This is a genomic window from Priestia sp. SRI_019, from assembly GCF_057586255.1.
Genome location: NZ_JBYCZN010000002.1, coordinates 422,123 through 446,210 on the forward strand (window position 1 = coordinate 422,123; position 24,088 = coordinate 446,210).

Annotated in this window: 25 protein-coding genes and 1 riboswitch; of the genes, 6 read left to right on the forward strand and 19 right to left on the reverse strand. The window is 39.9% G+C overall.

Annotated elements, in window-relative coordinates; all coding sequences use genetic code 11:
• Positions 1–21: 21 nt before the first annotated feature.
• From pdxS to AC2YJL_RS12540, 18 genes are all read right to left on the reverse strand, one after another.
• Positions 22–906 (reverse strand): pyridoxal 5'-phosphate synthase lyase subunit PdxS, encoded by an 885-nt coding sequence (gene pdxS / locus AC2YJL_RS12455; protein ID WP_029321789.1) that lies wholly within the window; start codon positions 904–906, stop codon positions 22–24.
• A gap of 193 nt (positions 907–1,099) precedes the next feature.
• The gene (locus tag AC2YJL_RS12460; RefSeq protein WP_075419904.1) at positions 1,100–2,083 is read right to left on the reverse strand and encodes a quinone oxidoreductase family protein; all 984 of its coding nucleotides are present in this window, start codon (positions 2,081–2,083) and stop codon (positions 1,100–1,102) included.
• 14 nt (positions 2,084–2,097) lie between these two features.
• Complete coding sequence (locus tag AC2YJL_RS12465; RefSeq protein WP_308201947.1) at positions 2,098–2,871, reverse strand: enoyl-CoA hydratase/isomerase family protein; 774 nt, start codon at positions 2,869–2,871, stop codon at positions 2,098–2,100.
• Positions 2,872–2,900: 29 nt separating this feature from the next.
• Positions 2,901–3,662 (reverse strand): SDR family NAD(P)-dependent oxidoreductase, encoded by a 762-nt coding sequence (locus AC2YJL_RS12470; RefSeq protein WP_195693923.1) that lies wholly within the window; start codon positions 3,660–3,662, stop codon positions 2,901–2,903.
• Between the two features lie 11 nt (positions 3,663–3,673).
• Positions 3,674–5,452 carry an acyl-CoA dehydrogenase family protein gene (locus AC2YJL_RS12475; protein WP_230932623.1) on the reverse strand — a complete coding sequence of 593 codons (1,779 nt, stop codon included), beginning with the start codon at positions 5,450–5,452 and terminating at the stop codon, positions 3,674–3,676.
• On the reverse strand, positions 5,440–6,183 hold the full coding sequence (locus AC2YJL_RS12480) for a 2-phosphosulfolactate phosphatase (protein ID WP_230932622.1): 744 nt from the start codon (positions 6,181–6,183) through the stop codon (positions 5,440–5,442). Before AC2YJL_RS12480 ends, AC2YJL_RS12475 begins: the two co-directional genes overlap by 13 nt.
• Complete coding sequence (locus AC2YJL_RS12485) at positions 6,180–7,238, reverse strand: phosphotransferase family protein (RefSeq protein ID WP_251568117.1); 1,059 nt, start codon at positions 7,236–7,238, stop codon at positions 6,180–6,182. The genes AC2YJL_RS12480 and AC2YJL_RS12485 overlap by 4 nt, the downstream gene beginning before the upstream one ends.
• Positions 7,239–7,263: 25 nt before the next feature.
• Positions 7,264–7,665 (reverse strand): acyl-CoA thioesterase, encoded by a 402-nt coding sequence (locus tag AC2YJL_RS12490; protein ID WP_013057057.1) that lies wholly within the window; start codon positions 7,663–7,665, stop codon positions 7,264–7,266.
• Between the two features lie 14 nt (positions 7,666–7,679).
• The gene (locus tag AC2YJL_RS12495) at positions 7,680–8,462 is read right to left on the reverse strand and encodes an enoyl-CoA hydratase (protein ID WP_025751917.1); all 783 of its coding nucleotides are present in this window, start codon (positions 8,460–8,462) and stop codon (positions 7,680–7,682) included.
• Complete coding sequence (locus tag AC2YJL_RS12500; RefSeq protein WP_116373059.1) at positions 8,462–9,343, reverse strand: 3-hydroxyacyl-CoA dehydrogenase family protein; 882 nt, start codon at positions 9,341–9,343, stop codon at positions 8,462–8,464. The genes AC2YJL_RS12495 and AC2YJL_RS12500 overlap by 1 nt, the downstream gene beginning before the upstream one ends.
• An 83-nt stretch (positions 9,344–9,426) precedes the next feature.
• Positions 9,427–9,990, reverse strand: coding sequence for a TetR/AcrR family transcriptional regulator (locus tag AC2YJL_RS12505; protein ID WP_098658399.1), 564 nt, complete (start codon positions 9,988–9,990; stop codon positions 9,427–9,429).
• A 90-nt stretch (positions 9,991–10,080) separates the two neighbouring features.
• Positions 10,081–11,697 (reverse strand): long-chain-fatty-acid--CoA ligase, encoded by a 1,617-nt coding sequence (locus tag AC2YJL_RS12510; RefSeq protein WP_251568116.1) that lies wholly within the window; start codon positions 11,695–11,697, stop codon positions 10,081–10,083.
• Between the two features lie 19 nt (positions 11,698–11,716).
• Complete coding sequence (locus tag AC2YJL_RS12515; protein WP_251568115.1) at positions 11,717–12,490, reverse strand: SDR family oxidoreductase; 774 nt, start codon at positions 12,488–12,490, stop codon at positions 11,717–11,719.
• Positions 12,468–13,712 carry an acyl-CoA dehydrogenase gene (locus AC2YJL_RS12520; protein WP_195693939.1) on the reverse strand — a complete coding sequence of 415 codons (1,245 nt, stop codon included), beginning with the start codon at positions 13,710–13,712 and terminating at the stop codon, positions 12,468–12,470. Before AC2YJL_RS12520 ends, AC2YJL_RS12515 begins: the two co-directional genes overlap by 23 nt.
• 157 nt (positions 13,713–13,869) lie before the next feature.
• Entirely contained in the window at positions 13,870–14,133 is a 264-nt protein-coding gene (locus AC2YJL_RS12525; protein WP_028408533.1) for a DUF1292 domain-containing protein, read from the reverse strand.
• Positions 14,134–14,220: 87 nt separating this feature from the next.
• Positions 14,221–15,945 (reverse strand): PAS domain-containing sensor histidine kinase, encoded by a 1,725-nt coding sequence (locus AC2YJL_RS12530; protein ID WP_195693941.1) that lies wholly within the window; start codon positions 15,943–15,945, stop codon positions 14,221–14,223.
• Positions 15,946–16,098: 153 nt separating this feature from the next.
• The gene (locus AC2YJL_RS12535; RefSeq protein WP_195693944.1) at positions 16,099–16,413 is read right to left on the reverse strand and encodes a YckD family protein; all 315 of its coding nucleotides are present in this window, start codon (positions 16,411–16,413) and stop codon (positions 16,099–16,101) included.
• Positions 16,414–16,486: 73 nt separating this feature from the next.
• Positions 16,487–17,605, reverse strand: a complete 1,119-nt coding sequence (locus AC2YJL_RS12540; protein ID WP_251568113.1) for an NAD(P)/FAD-dependent oxidoreductase — start codon at positions 17,603–17,605, stop codon at positions 16,487–16,489.
• 335 nt (positions 17,606–17,940) lie between these two features.
• On the opposite strand from AC2YJL_RS12540, the gene AC2YJL_RS12545 reads away from it, so the two are divergent.
• The 6 genes from AC2YJL_RS12545 (at position 17,941) to AC2YJL_RS12570 (ending at position 23,147) form a co-directional block, all read left to right on the forward strand.
• Positions 17,941–18,453 carry a CBO0543 family protein gene (locus AC2YJL_RS12545; RefSeq protein WP_195693948.1) on the forward strand — a complete coding sequence of 171 codons (513 nt, stop codon included), beginning with the start codon at positions 17,941–17,943 and terminating at the stop codon, positions 18,451–18,453.
• A 66-nt stretch (positions 18,454–18,519) separates the two neighbouring features.
• Positions 18,520–18,702, forward strand: a riboswitch (Lysine riboswitch).
• Positions 18,703–18,847: 145 nt separating this feature from the next.
• Positions 18,848–20,176, forward strand: coding sequence for a diaminopimelate decarboxylase (lysA, locus tag AC2YJL_RS12550; protein ID WP_251568111.1), 1,329 nt, complete (start codon positions 18,848–18,850; stop codon positions 20,174–20,176).
• Between the two features lie 52 nt (positions 20,177–20,228).
• Complete coding sequence (locus tag AC2YJL_RS12555) at positions 20,229–21,491, forward strand: dicarboxylate/amino acid:cation symporter (RefSeq protein ID WP_033578970.1); 1,263 nt, start codon at positions 20,229–20,231, stop codon at positions 21,489–21,491.
• A gap of 137 nt (positions 21,492–21,628) precedes the next feature.
• Positions 21,629–21,763 carry a hypothetical protein gene (locus AC2YJL_RS12560; protein ID WP_013057043.1) on the forward strand — a complete coding sequence of 45 codons (135 nt, stop codon included), beginning with the start codon at positions 21,629–21,631 and terminating at the stop codon, positions 21,761–21,763.
• A gap of 150 nt (positions 21,764–21,913) precedes the next feature.
• The gene (locus AC2YJL_RS12565) at positions 21,914–22,099 is read left to right on the forward strand and encodes a hypothetical protein (protein WP_195693952.1); all 186 of its coding nucleotides are present in this window, start codon (positions 21,914–21,916) and stop codon (positions 22,097–22,099) included.
• Between the two features lie 136 nt (positions 22,100–22,235).
• Positions 22,236–23,147 (forward strand): LysR family transcriptional regulator, encoded by a 912-nt coding sequence (locus AC2YJL_RS12570; RefSeq protein ID WP_025751930.1) that lies wholly within the window; start codon positions 22,236–22,238, stop codon positions 23,145–23,147.
• 186 nt (positions 23,148–23,333) lie between these two features.
• On the opposite strand, the gene AC2YJL_RS12575 is transcribed toward AC2YJL_RS12570, so the two are convergent.
• On the reverse strand, positions 23,334–24,020 hold the full coding sequence (locus AC2YJL_RS12575) for an O-methyltransferase (protein ID WP_251568110.1): 687 nt from the start codon (positions 24,018–24,020) through the stop codon (positions 23,334–23,336).
• Between the last annotated feature and the right edge of the window lie 68 nt (positions 24,021–24,088).

Here is a 24,088-nt window from a genome sequence, read left to right on the forward strand (position 1 = left end):
AAGTTTAAAAGTTATTACTCATTACCAGCCGCGTTCTTGCATACGATTTTCTGGTAATAATGATGAAATTTCAATTCCTTTCATTGCACTTCCTAATCCTTTTGATAAGTTTGCAATGAGTTCATAGTCTTGATAATGCGTTGTTGCTTCCACGATTGCACGCGCAAATTTTTCAGGGTTGTCTGATTTGAAGATTCCTGATCCAACAAATACACCGTCTGCTCCAAGCTGCATCATTAACGCTGCGTCCGCGGGTGTTGCTACGCCGCCTGCTGCAAAGTTTACAACCGGTAAGCGGCCTTCACGTTTAATTTGCAGTAATAGCTCATAAGGCGCACCTAATAGTTTTGCTTCTGTCATTAACTCGTCTTCATCCATGCCTACAACTTTACGTACTTGAGCGTTTACTTGGCGCATATGACGCACTGCTTCGACGATGTTTCCTGTTCCTGGTTCGCCTTTTGTACGAAGCATCGAGGCACCTTCACCAATTCGTCTTGCTGCTTCCCCTAAATCACGGCATCCGCATACAAATGGAACCGTAAATGTACTTTTGTTAAGATGATATTCCTCATCAGCTGGAGTGAGTACTTCACTTTCGTCAATGTAGTCTACACCCATTGCTTCTAGCACGCGTGCTTCAACAATATGGCCAATACGAGCTTTTGCCATAACTGGAATGGATACAGCATTCATCACTTCTTCAACAATTGTTGGGTCTGCCATACGAGACACGCCGCCTGCTGCACGGATATCAGCTGGAACACGCTCTAACGCCATAACAGCAACAGCCCCTGCTGCCTCTGCAATTTTTGCCTGTTCTGCATTGATCACGTCCATGATAACGCCGCCTTTTTGCATTTCCGCCATTCCCCGCTTCACGCGGTCCGTTCCATTTCTCACCATATTCAATTCCTCCTTTATATGTTCAAACACTTATTATGCAACTTCCATGCCAGTGTTAAAATATAGAAGAAATTAGTAAAAAGCATTGATTTTTATGCCAAATTATTAAGCGATTTTTAAAAATTTGGCAGGTGAAAGCCAATTTTTTAAACCAAAACAGCTCCCATCCCTATTAGAGACGGAAGCTGTTTTGTTAAGGAACTAACACTAATTTTCCGGTCGTTTTTCTTCCTTGAAGCAGACGATGTACATCTGCCGCTTCATCAAGTGAAAATGTGCCGCCCAGCATTAATTTTAACTGACCGGAATTTACGTAGTTTAATAGCTCATGCAAACTTTGCTGATAAAGTGTTGGTTTTGCCATCATTTGAGGTAAGAAAAAGCCGAGAACCGATTGATTTTTTTCCATCAGGCGGGCGGGGTTGAATTTTACAGGTTTTCCGCTAGCCATTCCGTAAAAAACGAGGCGCCCAAATGGTGCAAGACATTGAAGAGATTCATAGAATATATGCCCTCCTACCATTTCTAAAATAATATCGGCTCCTTTTCCTTCCGTCACTTCTAAAATTTGTTTTTCCCAGCCTGTTTCTGTATAGTTAATCGCTTCGTCAGCTCCGAGATTTTTTGCAAGCTCAAGCTTTTCTTTGGAGCTCGCTGTAGCAATAACTTTTCCAGCTCCAAAAATTTTGGCAAGCTGAACAGCTAAGGTTCCAACACCGCCTGCTGCCGCATGAACGATGACGGTTTCTCCTTTTTCAAGGCGACCCATTGTTTTTAAAATATGATAAGCCGTGAGTCCTTGAAGAGGCAAAGCAACCGCTTGTGTTAAATCCACATTCTCCGGCAACGGAATAAGGCCTCTTGAATCTGCCAGCGTGTACTCAGCGTATCCTGTTGCTCGATTAGATCCCAGCAGCGTCACGACTTTTGTACCTACTTTTATCCCTTTTACATCCTCGCCTACTTCAACCACTTCGCCCGCAACTTCAGAACCTGGGATAAAAGGAAGCGGTGTTTCGACTACGTATGCTCCTTCACGGCGCGCAGCGTCGGCGTAATTAACGCCGATTGCCGCAACTTTAATGAGCACATCTTTCTTTTTTGGTACAGGGCGTGCAATATCGATCACTTGAAGAACATCAGGTCCTCCGTACTGCGTAAATTGAATGGCTTTCATCTTATATCCTCCTCTTATTTCCCTTGAAATAGTGGCTTTCTTTTTTCTTTAAACGCAGATATTCCTTCTTGATGATCTCTTGTTTCTACCATAAGAACTTGCGTTAGCCTTTCTTGTTCAAGGACTTGTTCTAATGTTAAATGAAAGGAATCGTTGACAATTTTTTTCATTTTTCCATACGCTTTGGTTGGTCCTTGTGATAAGCGACTTGCAAAGGATGTGACCTCATCTTTCAGCTGATTTAACGGTACTACACGGTTTAAAAAACCAGCTTTGTAAGCCGTGTCGGCATCCATAGGCTCTCCTAAAAATAATAGTTCCTTCGCTCTATGGGGACCAACGACCTTTGTAAGAAAGTAAAGGCCTCCTCCGTCTGAAATCAATCCAACTTGAGAAAAGCTTAATACGAACCGACTTTCTTCTGACGCAATGATAAAGTCAGAAGCGAGAGCTAAATTAAAAGCCGCTCCTGCTGCAAATCCATGAACTGCTGAAATAATTGGCTTCTCTAGATTTTGCATCGCTAAAATACATTCATTTAAACGGCCGATATGTTCATAAACATCAGATCCGGATGCTTGGCCCATCGTTTTTACATCGCCTCCGGCAGAAAACGAGCGCCCTGCTCCATTTAATATAACCACTTTAATAGACTCATCGCTTTGCGCCTGTTTTATTTCAGCTGTTAACTTTTCAATCATTTCCTCACTGAATGCATTTAAACGATCCGGCCGATTCAACGTTAAAGATAAAATAGTCCCCTGCTTTTCTACTACTAAATCACTCATAATTCGGATTCCCTCCTCTTTAATTTGCATTAAACGATAAGCCACCCGCCATCTACTAATAAATCACTTCCCGTCATATAAGATGCCTCTTTAGACGCTGCGAAAGCAATAACATTTGCAATTTCATCTGGTTTACCTACACGTTTTAAAGCCGTATTTTTTTCGATTGCCTTAGTGAAGCGCTCATTTTCAAGTCCAGGCTGCGTTAAAGGTGTTTCTACGAATCCAGGAGACACAGAGTTTACTCTGACTCCACAGGGAGCTAACTCAAACGCCATTGCTTTTGTAAAGTTAATTAAAGCAGCTTTAGCAGCGCTGTAGTGAGGGATTTGTGCACCTGCTTTATGTCCTGAAAGAGAAGCGATGTTAACAATAGATCGATTTCCTCCTATTTCTTCAGTTAAAAAAGGAATCAAATGTTTTGTAACAAGAAATACGCTTGTTAAATTGACGTCCTGCACGTGTTTCCACTGTTCAAGCGTTGTTTCTTTGATGGTTGAATTAACTGATCCGCCTGCGTTATTAATTAATAAATGAATTTGTCCGTACTTTTCTTTTATAAACTCAGCAAGCTCTTTGACGTCTTCTTCTTTCGTTACATCAGCTGGGAAAATATCCGTGCATTTTCGTTCACACCGTGTGTCAATAGACGATGCAGCCTGTACTAGCTTTTCTTTCGTTCGCCCGACAAGAATGACGCGAGCTCCTTCTTTCGCCATTCTCTGAGCGGTCGCTTCTCCAATGCCGCTTCCAGCTCCTGTAATAACAGCTATTTGCCCTTCAAAACGCATAATATCCCTCCTTATACAACATATCGCCCGCTGTCGATAAATTCACGGGCAATATCTCGATTGCGCGTGAACTCTCCTTCACTTTGCAAATCATTCATCCATTTCCCAAGAATTGTACGGTATTGTCGGTGTTTTTCACCCGTTAACATCCCGTTTATTAATTGTCGAGCCTGCTTTTCAATTTCAAATAGCGTTTCACTGACAACGGTTGCTGTCAGCTTGCTTTTTAACTTTTCTTTTTCTTCTCCATTTCTGATTACGGCTTTTTCCGCGCGCAACACAGATGACTCTATGGCAAATAGTCCAACAGCAATTTCTGCGAGCTTCATCAGCGTTTCTTGTTCTTGTGCTAAATTGGCGTTAAACGTTTGGAATGCTGTTCCTAACAAAGCAAGAAATAAATGTCTTGTTGTAATAACCGCCTGCTTTTCTCTTGCTAGAAGTTCATTTGAAGATATTTCCCACTGACCGCTCATCAATTCACTAACAGCATGTTCTACTTGTTTGCTCAGCTCTATTTCTCCTTTGGCTGATTTTTTTAGAAGCTGAGTTGGAAGCAAAAGGCGGTTGATTTCATTTGTGCCTTCAAAAATACGATTGATGCGTGAGTCACGATATACTTGTTCTATTTTATATTCTTGAATAAACCCTGCGCCTCCATGAAGCTGCAGCGATTCATCGGCAATTAAATCAAGGGTTTCCGATCCGTACACTTTACAAACTGAACATTCCATTGCAAATTCAGCCAGCTGTTTAGCTACTAACTGATGATTTTCACTTTCATATAAGCCGCCAAGTGCCTCTTCTAGTAAACCAGCTGTACGGTACTGAATAGATTCAGATGCAAAAATACGAGCTGCCATTTTTGCTATCTTTTCTTTTGAAGCATTAAATTCTGCAATAGCTGTTTTAAACTGCTTGCGTTCTTTTGTATAACCTAAAGCAAGTTCAAACGCATATTTCGCTGCGCCCATACATGCAGAACCTAAGTTAAAACGCCCAAGGTTTAAGACGTTTAACGCAATCAAGTGACCTTTTCCTACTTGTCCAAGTACGTTTTCTACGGGTACTAAACAATCTTCATAAATAACCGGGCGAGTAGACGAGCCTTTGATTCCCATTTTCTTTTCTTCTGGCCCAAGAGATAGTCCTTCAAAATCTTTCTCTACAATAAAAGCGGTAAAATGTTCTCCGTCTACTTTTGCATATGTGATGAACGTATCTGAAAAGGCAGCATTGGTAATGTACTGCTTCGTTCCATTTAATACATAATGCGTTTTTTTAGGATTTAATACGGCTTTTGTTTGGGCTGCAAGAGCATCAGAACCAGCTTCTGGCTCTGTCAAACAGTAGGCGCCAATATATTCACCGCTTGCCAATTTAGGCAAGTATTTTTCTTTTTGCTTCTTGGTGCCAAAATACGTAATAGGAAGTGTTGCAATGCATGTATGATTAGAATGAGCCACTCCATATCCACTTGTCCGGCCAATGATTTCACCGACGAGTCCTTTGCTTACTTTGTCAAGACCTAGTCCTCCATATGTTTCTGGAATACTGTGAGCAAGAAGTCCAAGCTCGCCTGCTTTGTGCATCAATTCTACTACTTTATTAAAATCCTGCTGCTCAATGTCATTATGGTAAGGGTCTACTTCTTTTTCAATAAACTGCTTTGCTGTTTGAGCAATCATACGATGCTCATCCGTTAAGTCTTCGGGTGTATAGACGTGATCCGCAGATGTTTTTTTTAGTAAAAATGCTCCGCCTTTTGCTTCGGTTTTCATTTCAGACATATCGTTTCCTCCCCGTTTACTAGCTTTTTTTTCACTACCTTAGGAACTACGGAATAGACGTTTTTTCGGCTTACAAAGCCAATTTCTTCTAGAAATCCATACTGAGTGAGCATTTCTCCTACGGCTGAGCGCTTCAATATTTCAACAGGTGAATGCTCATAAGCCTCATATAAAAGCAGTGCGGCTTTTGCAGCATCCGTTAAATGAAATGGTTTTAGTTGCAGCAGACAGCTTATAAAGTACCCCGCTCCATACAAATCTTCTAAACAGAAGCGATCGGATGAACCTGAACAAACTAATAAAACAGTTTCATCTTGACTTGGTTGACAAACAGAACTGGCAACCGCTTCTCCGTTTAAAAGCGAAGCTGTATATACATGGCTGGCTTTTTCAGCGTTATGAATGGCTACGGTTCCGTTAGTCGTGGACAAAATAACTGTTTTATTTTGAACATGCTGCTTTAATGTGCTGGGATTCGGATCAAAAAAGCCTTCAATCGTTTTCCCTCTATATTCGCCTACAAGCGCAATATCATCAGGCTTGTACGTTTTTGCTTTTTTACGCGCTTCTTCTTCGTTTTTTACTGGAATAACTTCTCTTGCTCCTTGCTGTAAAGCAGCGGCAATTGTTGACGTAGCTAATAAGACGTCAAATATAACAACCGTTTTTCCTTCTAGCTTTTTGGCAAGAAGCTCTTCTTTTTTTAGTATTACGTGAACTTTTCTTTTCATATATGTCCCCGTTCTGTGTGCAGAGCATGAATAATTAGTGTTTTTACATAATCTCCAAATTGTGAAAACCGTTTATCATTTGTTTGGCCTTTTTTATAGCGGTAATAAATTTGCTGACAAATGACAGCAAGTTTGAAGTACGCAAACTTCAGGTGAAAGTCAATGTGTGAAACATCCCGTCCGCTTTTTTTAGCGTATGCTTCTACAAAATCTCGACGGGAATAAAAGCTTTTTTGCACAGTAACAGGTGGATTTCCGAGTCCTCTTTTTAAAAGTTCAGGATCGCTGTCTTCCATCCAGTAGCTCAGCGCCACTCCCAAATCGGCAAGCGGGTCTCCAACGGTTGTCATTTCCCAATCAAATAATCCTACAATTTTATTTCCATCCGGTGAAAATAACGTATTGTTAAGCTTATAATCATAGTGAATAATGGTCGAATGCTGTGTAGTGGGGATGTGTGTAGTCAACCATTTTTTTAGGGCTTCTACTTCCGGTATGTCACTTGTTTTTGATTTTTCATAACGATGAATCCAGCCGTGTACCTGACGTTCTAAAAATCCTTCGGGCTTGCTGATTTTTTCAAGAAGCGTACCTTTATAAGGAACATCATGAAGCTGAGCAAGGACATCCACCATTTGTTCTGAAATACGACGGCAAAGTTCGCTAGTTCCTTTCACGTCTTCTGGAAACGCTGTGTCGATGAGAACACCGTGCTTTCTCTCCATTAAAAAAAAGGGTTTCCCGACCACCGTCTCATCTTCACAAAACACATACGGCCTAGGAGCGAGAGGGAAAGACTTCGATAAAACAGATAAAATCTTGTATTCTCTTTGCATGTCATGCGCTTTTGGCGCAACTGGTCCAAAGGGAGGGCGTCTCAACACCGCCTCCCACTCTCCGACTGAAAGAGCGTAGGTTAAATTGGACGCACCTGATCCAAATTGCTTGATTAAAAGAGGCTCTTTAGGTAAATCAGAAATCGAAACACGGAGAAACTGATGCAGTTTTTCCGTGTTTAATTCCTCTCCTTTTCGTACGGGAATGATTTGTGACATTCTTTTACCACCTGCTTTTTTATAGTTAAACAGCTACTTTATAATTCATCAAAAACTGCTTAATGTCTGCTGGAATAGAAACGCTTTTTTGTGCATCAAAATCAAAGTACACGATGACAGCTTCTCCTTTAGCAATAAGCGACCCCGTCTTGCTGTCGGTAATTTCATGGCCAATTGTAAAGCTTTTATTGCCGACATTAGATACAAAGGTTTTAATCATTAGCACTTGATTAAAATAACCTTGCGCAACAAAATCACATTTAGTAGAGGCTAAAATATACTCCCACTTTTCTGTATGCATGGATGCTCCCATTTCTTCAAAAAAAGCAATCCGGGCCTCTTCTAAATAAATGAAATAGCTCGTATTGTTAATGTGACCGAGTGCGTCTGTTTCGCAAAAGCGCACTTTGACCTGTGTTTCATACATGATCTTCTCCTCCTTTATTTATGTGAAAAAACAGCGGGACGCTTTTCAATAAATGCTGATACTCCTTCTTTAATATCTTCTGTTTGAAAGACTTCTTCAAACAGCTCTGCTTCAAGTTCAAGACCTTCAGATAATGTACGATTTATTCCTTCGTTTACCGCTGTCTTAATTCGAGAAAGTGACGGAAGAGAGTGACGGTTAAATTTCTTAGCCAGCTCTTTTGCTTTTTCAAGCCCTTTTCCTTTAGGCGTGACATGATTGACAAAGCCTGCATGAAGCGCTTCTTCTGCAGAAACAGGACTGCCGGCAAACATCCACTCTTTAGCTTTAGAAACGCCAATTACTCGTGGAAGACGCTGAGTGCCGCCGCCTCCAGGAAACAATCCGAGCTTCACTTCCGGAAGACCGATTTGAGCATGTTCTTCGGCAATACGTATATCAGCGGTTAGTGAAAGTTCGCATCCTCCTCCAAACGTTAAACCGTTTAACACGACAATTGTTGGTTTTTCAATGTTTTCAAGTTTTTGCAAAACACGATGGGTTTTCATAAATTCTTCTTTAATGCCGCTTTGCCCCATTAACTGAGGAAACTCTTTAATATCAGCTCCAGCCATAAACGCCCGATCGCCCGCTCCTGTTAAAATGATTGTAATGACATCAGGGTCTTTACTAAGCTCTTCATACGTTTCTTCAAGCTGCTGCACAACAGTCTGGCTCATTACATTTAAAGGCGGGTTATCAATCGTTACAATTGCCGTTTTTCCCTCTTTTTCAACACGTACAAATTTTTTCATCATTACTTCACTCCTTGTGTGTGGTATGTGTAAAAACCTTTTCCTGTTTTACGTCCAAGCTCGCCTTTTTGAACTTTTTCTTCAATACACGCAGCTGGCTTGTCCTCTGGATCCCTCGTTTCGCTATAGCGCTGCTGCATCACAAAATATCCGACGTCAATTCCCGAGAGATCCATCAATTCAAAAGGACCGATCGGGTGATTGAGTGCTTTTTTGCAAATCGTATCAATATCTTCAAAATCTGCGTATCCATTTTCATAAAGAAAAACGGCTTCTTTTTGCAACGCTCCTAAAATTCGATTAGCAATAAAACCTGAGATTTCTTTTTTCAGAAGGACTGCTGTGCGATTAATTTGCTTGCAAACGTCCATTGTCGTTTGAGCTGTTTTTTCACTTGTCTTTTCACTCATCACAACTTCTACGCAGTCCATTACAAGGGGAGGGAAAAAGAAATGCATGTTAACGATTTGCTCTGGACGGTTTGTTGCACTTGCAATAAGCGAGTTAACAATTGTTGAACTATTCGATGCTAAAATGGCGTGACTTGGTGCGTACTCATCTATTTCTTTAAAGACACTTTGTTTTACATCTAACTTTTCTACCACAGCTTCAATTACAAAATCAGCATTCGAAACCGCTTCCTTTAATGTGTTTGTAAAAGACAATCTTCGAAATGCGGCTTCTTTAGCCTCAGAAGAGATTTTTCCTTTATGAACCCACTTGCCTATAATTGCTTCCAGCTTGTTTTTCGCATCAATGAGTGATTGTTCATTCATATCTTGAATAATTGTTTCATATCCTCCGAGTGCACAAAGCATACCGATTTGATGTCCCATTTGTCCTGCTCCAATAACAGCAATACGCTGTATATCTTTACTATTCATGTTATAACCTCCTTTTAATATAAAAGGAGAGAAAGAGCTTGTACTTTCCCGCCTTTTACGAGCACTGTCTAGCCCAGCAGCTCCTATGACTCAATACCTTTCATCAGCATCTTATAAAAAATAGCCGCAACTTCTCGATCTGTCTTTTCACCATCCGGCTGAAACCAAAAATAGCTCCAATTCGTCATTCCTAATATGCCTAGCGTGACGATATCTGAAGGCAAATCTGAACGGAACTGCCCTGCTTCCATGCCTTTTTCAATAATTTCCTGTACGTTTTCTTTAAAACGATCGCGCTTTGGAATGATTTGTTCTAAGTGTTCTTCACTCAAATGACGCATCTCTCGAAAAAACACTTTAGCTCGAAGACCTTCTTTCTCAATATCATGAACAAGTTTAAAGATAATACTGTGCAGCTTTTCTGGATAAGATGTTGTCTTATCTGCAAGAATCGCCTCTTGGTTTTCTATTAATCTTTCAATATATTGAAGGTGAATGTCCATTAAAAGCTCTTGTTTGCTTTTAAAATAATAATAAAACGTTCCTTTTGTGACGTTTAATTCATTTACAATATCTTGAATCGACGTTTCTTTGAAACCTTTTTGAGCAAAAAGCTGAATGCTTCGTTCCATCATCAAATCTTTCATCGTCAAACCCTCTCTGTCTTTTCTCATTTTCACAAATTATACCATGGCTTAGAGGGAGCTTTTGAAAAAGTTTGTTTATGTTCAGCTTATTTACATCGTTTCTTTCACCACTTCTTCTCGCAGTGCCCGTCGCAAAATTTTTCCTACATTGGTCTTAGGGAGCTCAGCGCGAAACTCAAAGATTCGCGGAATTTTGTAAGCGGCAAGGTGCTGTCGACAATAAGAAGTAAGCTCTTCTTCGGAAAGAGATTTCCCTTCTTTCACTACCAAAATCGCTTTAATTGTTTCCCCTCTGTAAGGGTGCGGCACACCAATTACAACGGCTTCTTTAATGTAGCTGTGTTCATATAAAACTTCTTCAATATCTCGAGGGTACACATTAAAACCACTCGCAATAATCATATCTTTTTTGCGATCAACAATGGATAAATACCCGTCTTCATCTATCTGTCCAATATCTCCTGTGTACAGCCAGCCGTTTCTAAGCGCGTGAGCCGTCTCTTCAGGTTGATTCCAATAGCCCTTCATAACTTGAGGGCCTTTAATTACTATTTCTCCAAGCTCTCCTCTTGGCAGTTCTTTTGTTCCTGTAGCCACATCAACAATTTTATAAGCAGTTTGCGGAACGCCAAGTCCGACTGTACCTGGCTTTCTCTCACAAAACGGCAGGTTGCAATGCGTCACAGGAGATGCTTCTGATAACCCGTACCCTTCTAACACTTTAGCGCCCGTTTTTCGTTCGAACTCTTTCATCAGCTCAACAGGCATCGGCGCACTGCCGCTGTTGCAGATACGAATACTTTCGATGTTGTATTCTTCTGCCTGAGGATGATTGGTAATAGCAACATACATAGTTGGAACACCGGGAAAAATACTAGGCTGCTCTTTTTTTATTGTATTTAGTACTTCTTCCAAATCAAAACGCGGCAATAGCAATATTTCATTTCCGCAAAGAATTGATAAATGCATACAGGAAGTCATGCCAAATACGTGAAACAATGGAATAACGGTTAAGCATTTTTCTTTTCCCAATTCAATATCATGCTTAAATATTTCGTATGATTGAACTGCGTTTGTGTAAATGTTTGTATGTGTAAGCATCGCACCTTTAGATGGTCCGGTCGTTCCTCCCGTATACTGAAGAACAGCAATATCGTGTGATGGATGGATAACCGGCTGATTAAATTCATGTTTTATGGTTAAAAAATCTAGGAAGGAAAGGTCTGGTGATGCAGGAACAAAAGGTTTTTGCAAGCTGACGGTTATCGCTTCTTCTATATCAACGCGATTTCTTATTTCTTGAAGTCTCGTATAAAAATCATCGAGTATAATGATTTTTTTTGCCCCGGAATCGTTTAAAATATGCTCTAGCTCTTGTTCGACAAGCATAGGGTTGACCTGAGTAACAATGCCGCCCGCTGCTACAATGCCGAAATAGCTTATTATATATTGCGGACAGTTTGGCAGCATAATTGCTACACGATCTCCTTTTTCAATCCCTTTTTTCTGTAGTGCTCCTGCAAATACGCGAACTGAATGATACAGCTCCTGGTACGTTAACGTATGCTGATACATGCGCGTTGCCGTATGAGCAGGATAACGTTCGGCTGTTTCTTTCAGCATATCAAATAGTGAAATATCTTCGATGTGAATGTCATGAGTGTAGGCTTCTGGATAAGGTGTAAACCATTTTTTAACGTCTTCCATCAAGGTACTCCTTTCTTATTCACATAGCATGAACTCCACCGTCTACTGTCAGAATATCTCCCGTAATATAATTGGACGCCGCAGAAGCAAGAAAAACAGCTGCTCCTTTTAAATCAGCTTCGGAGCCAAAGCGTTTTAAAGGGGTTTGACTTAGAAAATAATCTTTTCCTTGTTCCATAATCGCACCTGACATTTTAGTAGGGAAAAATCCCGGCGCAATCGCATTAACTTGAATATTATGCTGTCCCCATTTGACAGCTAAATCTTTTGTAAACGTAATGACCCCTCCTTTACTCGTGTTGTACCCGATTGTATCCATGTACTGAGGATCCGTTCCTCCAAGACCGGCAATCGAAGCAATGTTAATAATCTTGCCAGCTTTTTGTTTAATCATTTCTTTTCCAGCTTCTTGGGACATTAAAAACGTTCCTGTAACATTAATATTCATCACTTTTTGCCATGCTTCAAGAGGCATTTCTTCAACCGGAGCACCCCACGTAGCTCCGCTGTTATTAATTAAAATATCAATACGTCCGAATGTTTCAATTGTCTGATGCACGACATTTTTAATATCTTCAGGCTGACTGATGTCGCAAGTTAAGGCGAGCGTTTTTACATCGAGGCGGGCCAATCGGTCGGCTACTTGCTGACATGCTTCTTTCTTTCTCGAACATAGAACAATGTTTGCCCCTGCTTCTGCAAGCCCTTCTGCCATTTGTTCTCCTAATCCTCTGCCTCCGCCGGTAATAATAGCTGTTTTGCCAGTTAAATCAAACAAATCCTTTATGTGCATAGGTTGCCTCCTTTTCTTGATAGGGTTTTAGCTCAAGCCTTGCAAGCTGTGCTTTGTGCACTTCATCTGGACCATCAGCAAGGCGCAGAGTGCGAGCATTTGCCCAAAGTGCCGCAAGCGGCGTGTCTTCTGAAACACCTGCTGCTCCAAATGCTTGAATAGCGCGATCAATGACTTTTAAAGCCATAGCAGGAGCCATTACTTTAATCATAGCAATTTCTTTCCGCGCTTTTTTATTTCCAACTGTGTCCATCATATAAGCAGCTTTTAATGTTAATAAGCGAGCTTGCTCAATTTCAATACGCGATTCTGCCACCCATTCTTGAATAACCCCTTGCTGAGAAAGCAACTTATTAAACGTAGAACGACTTTGAATACGCTTACATAATTCTTCAAGCGCTCTTTCAGCTGCTCCTATTAAACGCATGCAGTGATGAATACGTCCAGGCCCTAATCTGCCTTGAGCAATAGCAAACCCTTTTCCTTCGCCTAAAAGCATATTAGACGCTGGCACACGCACATTGTCATAATGAATTTCAGCATGTCCATGAGGAGCGTGGTCGTATCCAAAGACTGGAAGCATGCGTTCGATTTTAACTCCTGGAGTGTTTAATGGAACTAGAATCATAGACTGCTGTTCATATTTAGATGCGGTAAAATCGCTTTTTCCCATGACAATAGCAACTTTGCAGCGAGGATCTCCCGCACCTGAAGACCACCATTTTCTTCCGTTGATTACATACTCATCGCCTTCTCTTACAATACTGCACTGAATGTTTGTCGCATCAGAAGAACCTACATCCGGTTCTGTCATAGAAAAGCAGGAGCGAATGTCTCCATTTAACAGCGGCTTTAGCCATTTTTCTTTTTGTTCAGGCGTTCCGTATCGAACCAGTACTTCCATATTGCCGGTGTCAGGAGCTCCGCAGTTAAAAGCTTCTGGTCCAATAATAGAACGGCCCATAATTTCGCAAAGAGGGGCATATTCGACATTTGTTAGACCCGCTCCGTATTCGCTTTCTGGCAAAAATAAGTTCCATAATCCAGCTTGCTTTGCTTTTTCTTTTAACTCTTCCATGATCGGAGGAACAGCTGACCATCTAGACGGCTGTTCATTCAGCTGTTGTTCGTATAGCCGTTCATTTGGGTAAATATGCTCTTCCATAAAAGAGGTCAATTCTTTTTGCAGCTTCACTACTTTGTCAGAGTAAGAAAAATACACGGTAGTCCCTCGCTTTCATTTACTTACTAACCGGTTGGTATGTTACATATTCATCATAAATGAAGGGAAATAATTCAGCAAGATATTTTTAGAAAAATTCTAAATATTATATTATTTAAAATAAAAAAAGAGAGGTTTTATCCTCTCCTTCTCGTGTTTACGCGGATGTCATTTCCTCAAATACGGCTGATACCTTTTCAAACTCCTCGTCATCTTCAATTGAAGACCATTCACCATCATCTTCAATTTTCAAAAAGAAAACATCAATTTCTTCTTCTGTTTCAATTAAAACTTCTTCCACAAACGCAACGGCAATATAATCATGCCCTTCAATCGTCATTTTTCCAAGCACTTCAATATCTTGCTCTTGATCATTTTCATCTAAAATTGTAAAAATCTCTCCCGTTTCAATGCGTTCCATCTTATTCCCTCCTTATTTTAACCTCATTATTCGTTCACTAACATGTATTCCCCTTTAGAAAAGGTTTCATGCTTATAAAAGTAGAATCTACTTTTTAAAAGGCAAAAGAATGTCTACGGTAGTTCCTTTTCCAAGTTCACTTACAAAATTAATTTCTCCTCTATGTTCTCGAATGATCTTATAGCACACCATCAGTCCAAGCCCCGTTCCTTTCTCTTTGGTACTATAAAAAGGTTTTCCTAAATGCTGCATTCTTTCCTGCGTGATGCCTGGCCCCTCGTCGCTAAACCGGACAACAAGGTTCTCCTGATTAAACCTTTTTAGTTGAATCGTTACGGTTCCTCCACTTGGCATAGATTCGACTGCATTTTTAAATATATTACTAAACACCTGTTTCAACTGATTTTCTTCGCATAATACGAGAGGAAGATGAAGATCAATTTCTTTTTTTACGTGAATTTTCTCTGTAATCCCCTGCACCTCAGCTAGCTTTAAAGTATTCTCTAAAATATCTTGGACATGTTTGTCCCTGTAGGTTTTCGCTTGAGGCTTTGCAAGACTCAAGAACTCATCGGTAATCAATTCAATTCTGTCTAACTCATGATTTATCATTTCTACATAGTAAGGCTGACCGCTCGTTTCTTTTAATAACTGCATAAATCCTTTTACCGCCGTCAGAGGGTTTCGAATTTCGTGAGCAATACCAGCCGCTAACTGTCCGACTAAGGAAAGCTGAGCGGATTCACGCAGCAATTTTTCAGTTTTTTTACGTTCTGTAATATCACGAAACAAAACTTGAATGGCCTGCTTTCCCATATAGGGAATAGGAAAGGCAATGGTTTCGGCATCAATCGTATGACCGTCTTTATGAATAAACTTTTCTTCCTGTAGGTCTACAGATTTATTTTCTGTTTTCATTCGATAAATTCGCTGTTTTACAACATCATAGTAATCAGGGTGAACAAACTGATAAACACAAGCTCCTAATACGTCTTGAGGACTTTTGTATCCTAGCGCTTTAGCTCCTGCAGGGTTGATGTAATCAATTTTACCTTCACTATGAACGATAATCGCTTCCGGCGATAACTCAATCAAGCTTCGGTAGCGTTCTTCACTTTCTTTTAAAGCCGTTTCGGCCTGCTTGCGTGATGTTATATCTCGATAGACAAAAGCAATGCATAGCGGCCAATCATTCATATTTTTAACGCGGAATAGTGTGACGCTTACATTAATTAAATGACCGTCTTTATGCTGTCTGACCGTCTCAAATTCCGTTTTCGATTCACCTGATTGAATGGTCTTATGAAGTTCCCACACTGGCTCCTTTAAAAACGAAGGTATAATCGGAAGAGGCTTTTGATAAATTTCTTCAAACGTCCAGCCAAATGTATTCTCAAACGCAGGGTTCACTTGAAGCGTTTTACCTTCTAAGTCAACGACAGCAACAGCATCTGCGTTATGATAAATAAAAGGCTGAATCTGTTCTTTTTTCTCCTGATAACTAGTTATATTCACGCAATGTCCCATGATTTCAGGCTTTTCTGTGTAAGATAAAGGGGTTAAGTTTACTACATAGCGTTTATCATTTATTTGAAGCTCGTACATAAGCTTTTTCTTTTTATTTAGTGCTTCGAAAAAATGCTCATACGAGACCCATTCTTCCAGAGGGATTTTTTGCTCATGAACGCTTTCACCTTGATACATACTGTAAACAAGATAGTCATCTTTTTGTTTGTAAGCAAATATGATTCCTAGCGCCTCATCTGAATGATTTTCTGCATGTAATCGGACTATTTTTTTATTTTCGTTCATATTTACCTACCCCTCACTAGCATCTTTCCTACTCGTTCTCATTCTCTTAATTTTACATGAGGATTTTAGAATTTACTAGATAAAGAAGCGGATATTTTCCATTCATTCACATAAAAAAACGCCTGTAAAGGCGCTTTTTTATGTGAATATGAATTACTTTGAATGATGCATTTTATGACAGTGTCGCTTCGGCACAAAACCATTTTTCTCCATATGCTGATAGCGATTTTCCATATGTGAAGAAATATTTTGACTCTCCGTTTTGCTTAACACGCCATACTCCACATATTTTGAAAGTATTTCTTTCTTTTTTGCTAGTATTTCTTTGTACAGCACGGACAATTCCTGCTTTTGCTGAGATGTCAGCTGCACGTCTTTTGTTTCTGGCTGAGGATGGTTTTCCGCTAATACAGGCGTCGCGCTCATAAGTAAAAAAGCTGCTGCTGCACTTATCATAATCTTTCGCAAACAATCTACTTCCTTTCATCATATAGTAGTTATAGTTTGCGAACCTCTATTTGTTTTCATTCATTCTGTTTACTTAAGACTCGATAGCTCCTCTTAAATCATAGTCGCTAAGATCAATTTCCATTTCCATTTCAAGTGCTAATTTAGCAAGCTCTGAACCAAGATAAGGACCCGACGTTAAGCCTGAAGCTCCAAGACCATTGGCTACTAGTATTCCTTCGTAAACCGGAAGAGCTCCAATGACTGGCAAGAAGCCTGGAGTAAATGGTCGAAACCCTACCCTTGTTTCTAAGACTGTGCTTTCTGTTAAGCCGGGTGCAATTGATAAGGCCTTTGAAAAAATCTCATGAAGCCCCCCAGCAGTTACTCGCAAGTCATAACCCGTGTCGTTTTCATGTGTTGCTCCAATGACAATTTGACCTTGTTCAAACGAAAGAATATATTGGTCGCTTGGAGGCATCACAACGGGCCAGTCTTTTGTATCTAAATCTGGAAGGTGCAAGTGGACAATTTGCGCTTTTTGAAAGCTTGCTAAAAATTTCACTCCAAGAGGCTCTAGTAATTGATTTGCCCACGCTCCTGCTGTCACGATTGTTGTAGTTGCTATAAGGGTTTGCCCATTTACGGCAACGCCCGTTACTTGATTATTTTCATAAAGAAGTTCTGCGTTTCCTTCTATTATTTTTGCACCGTTTTTCTTCGCTGCATTCACAAGTGCGTTTCGAAGAGCTCTTCCGTTAACGCGAGCGGCTCCACTAATATGAACTGAACTGTATTCTTCCGAAAGAACCGGAAACAAAGCCTGTGTTTCTTTGGCGGATAAACGTGTAATCTCGCCTATTTCGGGAGCTTCTTCCCGACGTTTATATGCTCGTTCTTCCATTTTTTTAAGCTTTTGTTCATCAGTATGTAAGCTAATTGCTCCCACTTGCTTATATCCCGTATCCGTTTCTCCATCTTCTTCTAATTGCTGAATTAATGTTTGATAGTACTTGGCGCCGCCTTTTGCTAAGCGGTACCATGCTTTATTTCGACGCTGCGAAAGCCATGGACAAACAATTCCTGCTGCTGCATCAGTAGCTTGACCAGCATCCTTGCGATCTACCAATGTCACATCTGCTCCTGCTTTTGCTAAATGATATGCTGTAGAAGCTCCAAGTATCCCAGCTCCAACTACGATGTATGTTTTCATACCAAAACACCCTTTTCTTTCTTCTAGTATTCTTATGCTATATGTACGCAACTTTAGCATAGCAAAAAAAGAAGTCACATACTAGGCGGAGCTATCTTGAGCTTATTTTTGAGTCTTGCTGACTTTGACATATAGTTCCTTTCATTGTAAACAAAAGCGCAATAAGTTCTTTTACGGGAATTATGGTGAGATGAAGCAAACCACAAATAGTGATCACCCATATTTAACACTGCGCTTACCGCTTTTTTATTATAGTTTCTGAATAAAAAAATGAAAGAATAAAACCACTATAATATGTAAATAAAAAGAAATAACCATTATTTTAAGGAGAGCGTATGCAATCTTCATTTGTATTATTTTTTATCATTCTTGGTTTACTATTTGGCAAGTGGCGAAGGTATCAAGAATACTATCCTACTTTGCTGTTTTGGGTCACGGGGAATTTGCTTTATGAAGTACTGCTGTTTCATCACCGCGTATGGGTATTTCACCCTGTTGGTATTGATCACCTTTTTCTACCCGATCACCTAATGGTTTCCCTTGGAATAACCTTAATTATTTATCCGTTTGTTATACCGGTTTTTTTAGGAAGGCTGCCGCTGCATGTAAGCGGCCGGCTGTGGTGGATTCTTTTGTGGGCGCTTTTATTTACTGTGATTGAGTTCATTGCTTATGTTAATCACAGTATTACTCATCATTATGGATGGTCTCTGCTGTGTTCTTTTCTCTTCAATATTGTCACGTTCTCACTTTTAGTCATCCATCAGAAGACAGCACTGGCCGCTTGGGTTCTATCTGGCAGCTTCATAGCTTTCTTATTTATTCTTTTTGATATTCCTATGCCTTAACTTTTCATTGACTAGACGGAGGAAAAGGAAATATAATAGAAATTACATTTAAATATAATTTTCCTCTCTGAGAATAGAGGTGCATGAAATCAAGAGTCACTTATTGGAGACTAATGGAGTCTGTGAAGATAAGTAAAAGGGATTTCGTGCCGAAGTATATAAACATCCATTGTGTTCATATACTGGTTCAGTATTGAATAAATGCTGAGCTGTCACAAACCATTTGGTTTGTGGAGAGCTATTGAAGAGATGTTGATGCCTAGAATGTAATAATATTTTATTATTATGAAACCAAGACGCGTGAACATCACTTCACGGGTCTTTTTTGTGTTTTTCTACTGACCATCAAAGTTCAAAGTTATAGTTGAATGATTTAAATGGAGGGATACGGATTATGTACTTACATGGAACGAGTAAAATTAACAGCAGCAATCATTTAGAAATTGGGCAGTGCGATACGGTCGAACTGAAAAAACAATACGGCACTCCCCTATACATCTACGATCAAGAATTAATTGAGACAAAATGCAAGGCCTTCCATTCAGCCTTTCGAAGAAGCGGATTTTCATATCAAATCGCCTATGCAGGGAAAGCCTTTCTTTGTATGGAAATGGCTAGCCTTTTAACGAAGCTTGATATGTCACTAGATGTGGTCTCAGGAGGCGAATTATTTACAGCGCTTGAAGCTGGATATCCAGCTGAACGCATTCATTTTCACGGAAATAATAAAACGATTGAAGAAATGGAAATGGCTCTTGATGCGAATATTGGCTGTTTTGTTGTTGATAACTTTACCGAACTTGAAGTTCTGCATGCCTTAGCAGCTGAGCGCAAACAGAAAGCATCTATTCTTCTGCGTGTTACTCCAGGGATTGAAGCCCATACACATGAGTATATTATGACCGGACAGGAAGACTCAAAATTTGGATTTGGTCTTTCCAATGACCAAGCCATGAAAGCGGTAAGTTTTGCGTTAGAAAAGCCTTACTACGATCTTTTAGGCATTCATTGTCATATTGGTTCGCAAATTTTTGAAGTAGATGGTTTTTCTCGCGCCATTGATATTTTAACTGATTTCTTATTCAGCATTCGTGATAAAATGGAATTTGAAGTAAAAGTTTTAAACGTAGGTGGTGGTTTTGGTATTCGTTATACCGAAAGCGACTCTCCTCTTCCAGTTGAGTATTATGTAGATGCACTGACAAAAAAGCTAAGCCGCACGTTAACTGAACAGAATTATACCCTTCCAGAAGTCTGGATTGAGCCTGGAAGAAGCATCGTAGGAGAAGCAGGTACAACGCTTTATACAATTGGATCAACGAAGGAGATTCCAGGTGTACGCAAATACGTAGGAATTGACGGCGGTATGACTGATAATATCCGTCCTGCTCTTTACGATGCAAAACATGAAGCTGTCTTGGCTAATAGAGTGACGGATAAAAAAGATGAAACAGTATCAATTGCGGGTAAATGCTGTGAATCAGGAGATATGCTTATTTGGGATATTGACTTGCCGCGCGTTAATCAAGGAGATTTATTAGCAGTGTCCTCTACAGGTGCCTACAACTATTCAATGGCTAGCAATTACAACCGTATTCCGCGCCCTGCTGTTGTATTTGTGAAAAATGGAGAAGCTCGTCTTGCTGTAGAGCGAGAAACATACGAAGATTTGGTGCGTAAAGATGTAAAGCCAGTCGTTACTACGTATGCAATGAGCAAATAATAGCTGTTCTTGCGTAGTAAAGAAGCTATTGTTGTTTGGAGGAAATCTAACTATGGTTTTAAGTGTATTTAAAACGTACAGATCATCGCTTATTCTGCTTCTCGCTATTTTAATTGGCGGGATAGCAGGATATGCTATTGGACCCGATGTGGCAGTCGTGAAGCCTTTTGGTGATTTGTTTCTTAATTTGATGTTCATGATTATCGTTCCCCTTGTCTTTTTTAGTGTGGCTTCGGCGATTGCAAACATGAACGAAATGAAACGTCTTGGTAAAATTATGCTAGGAATTGCCGTTGTGTTTGTCGCCACTGCTGCTGTTTCAGCCGTTTTAGGCTTTTTAGGCGCATCACTTTACAATCCGCTACATAATGTAGATACTTCTGCCATTAAAGAATTGATGGGTGACAGTGAAAATACAGCTGAAAAAATGACGCTTTTAAATCAGCTTGTTAGCACATTTACTGTACCTGATTTTGTTCAGTTATTTTCGAAAGAGCATATTTTACAATTAATTGTCTTTGCCGTTATTTTCGGTATTGCTACCACAATGGCCGGTGAAAAAGGACAGCCTATGGCGAAATTTCTGACTTCGGGTCAAGAAGTATCGATGAAGGTTGTTAAAATCGTGATGTACTATGCCCCCATTGGTTTAGGATGCTATTTTGCTACTGTAGTAGGAGAACTTGGACCAAAGATCTTACAAGGGTACGCTAGAGCATTTATTCTTTATTTATTAATTGCAATCGTTTACTATTTCGGTTTCTTTACGCTATATGCATGGATTGCTGGCGGTAAAGCAGGAATTAAGTTGTTTTGGAAAAATGCAGCTGCTCCTTCTATCACCGCTATTGCTACCTGTTCTTCTGCTGCATCTATTCCGGTCAATTTAGATGCAACAAAGAAAATGGGTGTGCCGCTGGATATCGCTGAAACGGTGATTCCATTAGGAGCAAACACGCATAAAGATGGTTCTGTGATCGGTGGTATTCTAAAGATTGTTTTCTTATTCAGTTTGTTTGGCAAAGATATGACGTCTGCTACGAGTATTTTGAGCATTTTAGGCGTAGCCTTTTTAGTTGGAGCCGTAATGGGAGCAATCCCTGGAGGCGGTATGATTGGCGAAATGTTAATCATTACAATTTATGGATTTTCGCCAGAAGTTCTGCCCATTATTGCGGTCATTTCCACAATTATTGACGCCCCTGCTACGCTTTTAAACAGTACGGGAAATACAGTAACAGCGATGCTTGTTACAAGGTTTACAGAAGGAAAAGACTGGATTAACAAAATTATCACCACCGATAAAGTCGCTTAGTAAAAAAGCAAAGGGAACAGTTTAGTGACTCTCCCTTTGCTTTTTTCGTGTGCAGTAATATCGATAGCGGTGTATAAAGTCTGTAAATACGCACATTCTATAGGTATGTTTCATAACCGGACTGGAGGTGTCGTCTAATGAGTAACGCTGCAGGAGGTTCAAAGAAGAATCAACCGAATGATGCGAATCACGTAAGCGCAGAAACAAAAGCTCATCAAAAACGTCTCACTGAGCAAAACAAACAAGAGCATCAAGCTGAAGAACGAAAATAAAATGACGTTAAAGAGCGCAGCGCCTGCGTTCTTTAACGTCATTTTATTTTTAGAGAGAACTTCATAACCCCGCTCGTTATGGGGCTATCGTACAACCTCCTTTTGAACTTTTACATATTCTATTAATAGGTTTGTAAAAGGAGGAATGATATGATGTTTTCTTGGCTAGAGATTACAGCCGCAGCCTTTGGACTTTCAGTTATTTTGATAAGTTTTGCATTTTTGCCCGAACGTACATGCAAAAATCTTTATATTCCTCATCAGCTAGTAGCAAAATCTATGTTTCTCTACAAAAAAATTATTCGTTTTATAAATCAATTTCGAGAGAAACTTTAGTTCATTTCCTTTCCCTGTTTTTATTCATTGGATATATCCTCCCCCTTTTTAATCAGCGCATTTACAGTAAATAATTTAATGGTTAAAATAAAGAGTAAAGAAAAAGGATAAGCAGTTTGCAGAAATGGAGTTTCACATGGAAATCAGAGACTTAGAATACTTTATAGAGGTAGCAAACCATAAAAATTTTACAAAGGCAGCGCTGCAAGTTCATTTGTCACAAACGGCTTTAAGTAAAGCCGTCAAAAAAGTAGAAAATGAACTAGGATTTGAGCTTCTTGATCGTTCAACAAGAGAATTAAAGCTAACCGATGCAGGAGAGGTTGTGTATCATCAGGCAACTAAAGCTCTGTCGGTGTTAAAAGACATGCCTCACTTGTTGGGAGATTTAATGAATTTGCAAACAGGGCAAATCAAGATGGGAGTCCCTCCGCTCATCGGGACCTTGTTTTTCCCGAAGATTGCAAAAGCATTTAATGAACAATACCCTAAAGTATCTCTAGAGCTTATTGAATTTGGAGCAAAAAAAATTGAAGCACTTGTGGAAGAGGCTGGTGTAGATATGGGGATTGTTATGCTTCCTCTTACAAGCGGTCATGATGAACATTTTCACGTATACCCGTTCGTTAAGGAGAGATTTCTTTTATACGCGCATAAAAACCATCCTTTAGCGAAACGTTCTTCCGTCTGGATGAAAGAATTGGAGCATGAAAAATTCATTATGTTTAGTGAAGAATTTACGCTGCACGACCGGTTAATTCAAGATGCTTTAAAATCAGGCTTTGTGCCTTCTATAGCGTATAAAAGTTCTCAATGGGATTTAATTATTGAATTAACAGCGGCAGAACTAGGTATTGCTATTTTACCCGAATCGCTTTATGCCAAAGTGAAAGATCCCAATATTACTACCGTACCTATTGCAGATCCTGAAATGATGTGGGAACTTGGAATTATTCTGTTAAAAGAGCGCTACAGTTCATTCGCTGTACGAGAATTGATTAATTTTTTAACCGAAAAACAAATGACAGATAAATTGGGACCCATTTAAAAAGAGTCTGGAACAAAAGTATGTTAGTTCAAGGACAATCCGAACGAGTTTGGTTGAGAATCCAACTCGTTCGGATTTTTTCGTGGGGACGCTGAACGTAGGTTTCATGTATGTATTTGCTTCTAGCTGTTGATTGGATGGGTTTAGTTATGTCTCCGTCTTTTTTGATGTGTAATACAAATTTTATCATTCAACAATCCCTACAATGAATCCATCATAGCCTTTGCTTCCAACGGTTTGTATAGCCGTGGCGCTGATTCGTTTTTCTTGATCCAGAGCATTCATAAATTGGCGAATTCCCTTTACATTTTCATCTTCACTTTCTGAGTTCACCACATGCCCTTGACGAACAACATTATCACAAATAATCGTACTTCCTCTTTTCGATAATTCTAGAGCCCACTTTAAGTAATTTGGGTTATTCGGCTTGTCAGCATCAATAAAGATAAGATCAAATGGCTCTGTTCCCTTATCCTTTAATACAGCTAATGTATCAAGCCCGGGGCCGACAAGGACTTCTACTAAGTGGCTTACTCCCGCTCTTTTTAAATTAGCTCTTGCTACTTCTGCATGCTGAGCGCTCAATTCGAGCGTAATCAGCTGTCCGTCTTTCGGAAGAGCTCTGGCTAGCCAAATCGTGCTGTATCCTCCAAGAGTACCAATTTCCAAAATGCGTTTAGCTCCTTTTAATGAAGCTAACAAATGCAGAAACTTCCCTTGACTAGGCGATACGTCGATGGCAGGTAATCCAGCCTCTTGATTTGCCTTCAATACCTCATCAAGAATAGGGTCAGGTTGTATAAGCTTATCATTCATATAAAGATCCACTTCATTCCAAATTTCATATATAGACATTTCCATACTCCTCCACATAAGTGATAAAAGCTTTATTATTTCTATGAATGTGTTCTAGCTCTCTAATAAACTATCCTGCTCGCTCT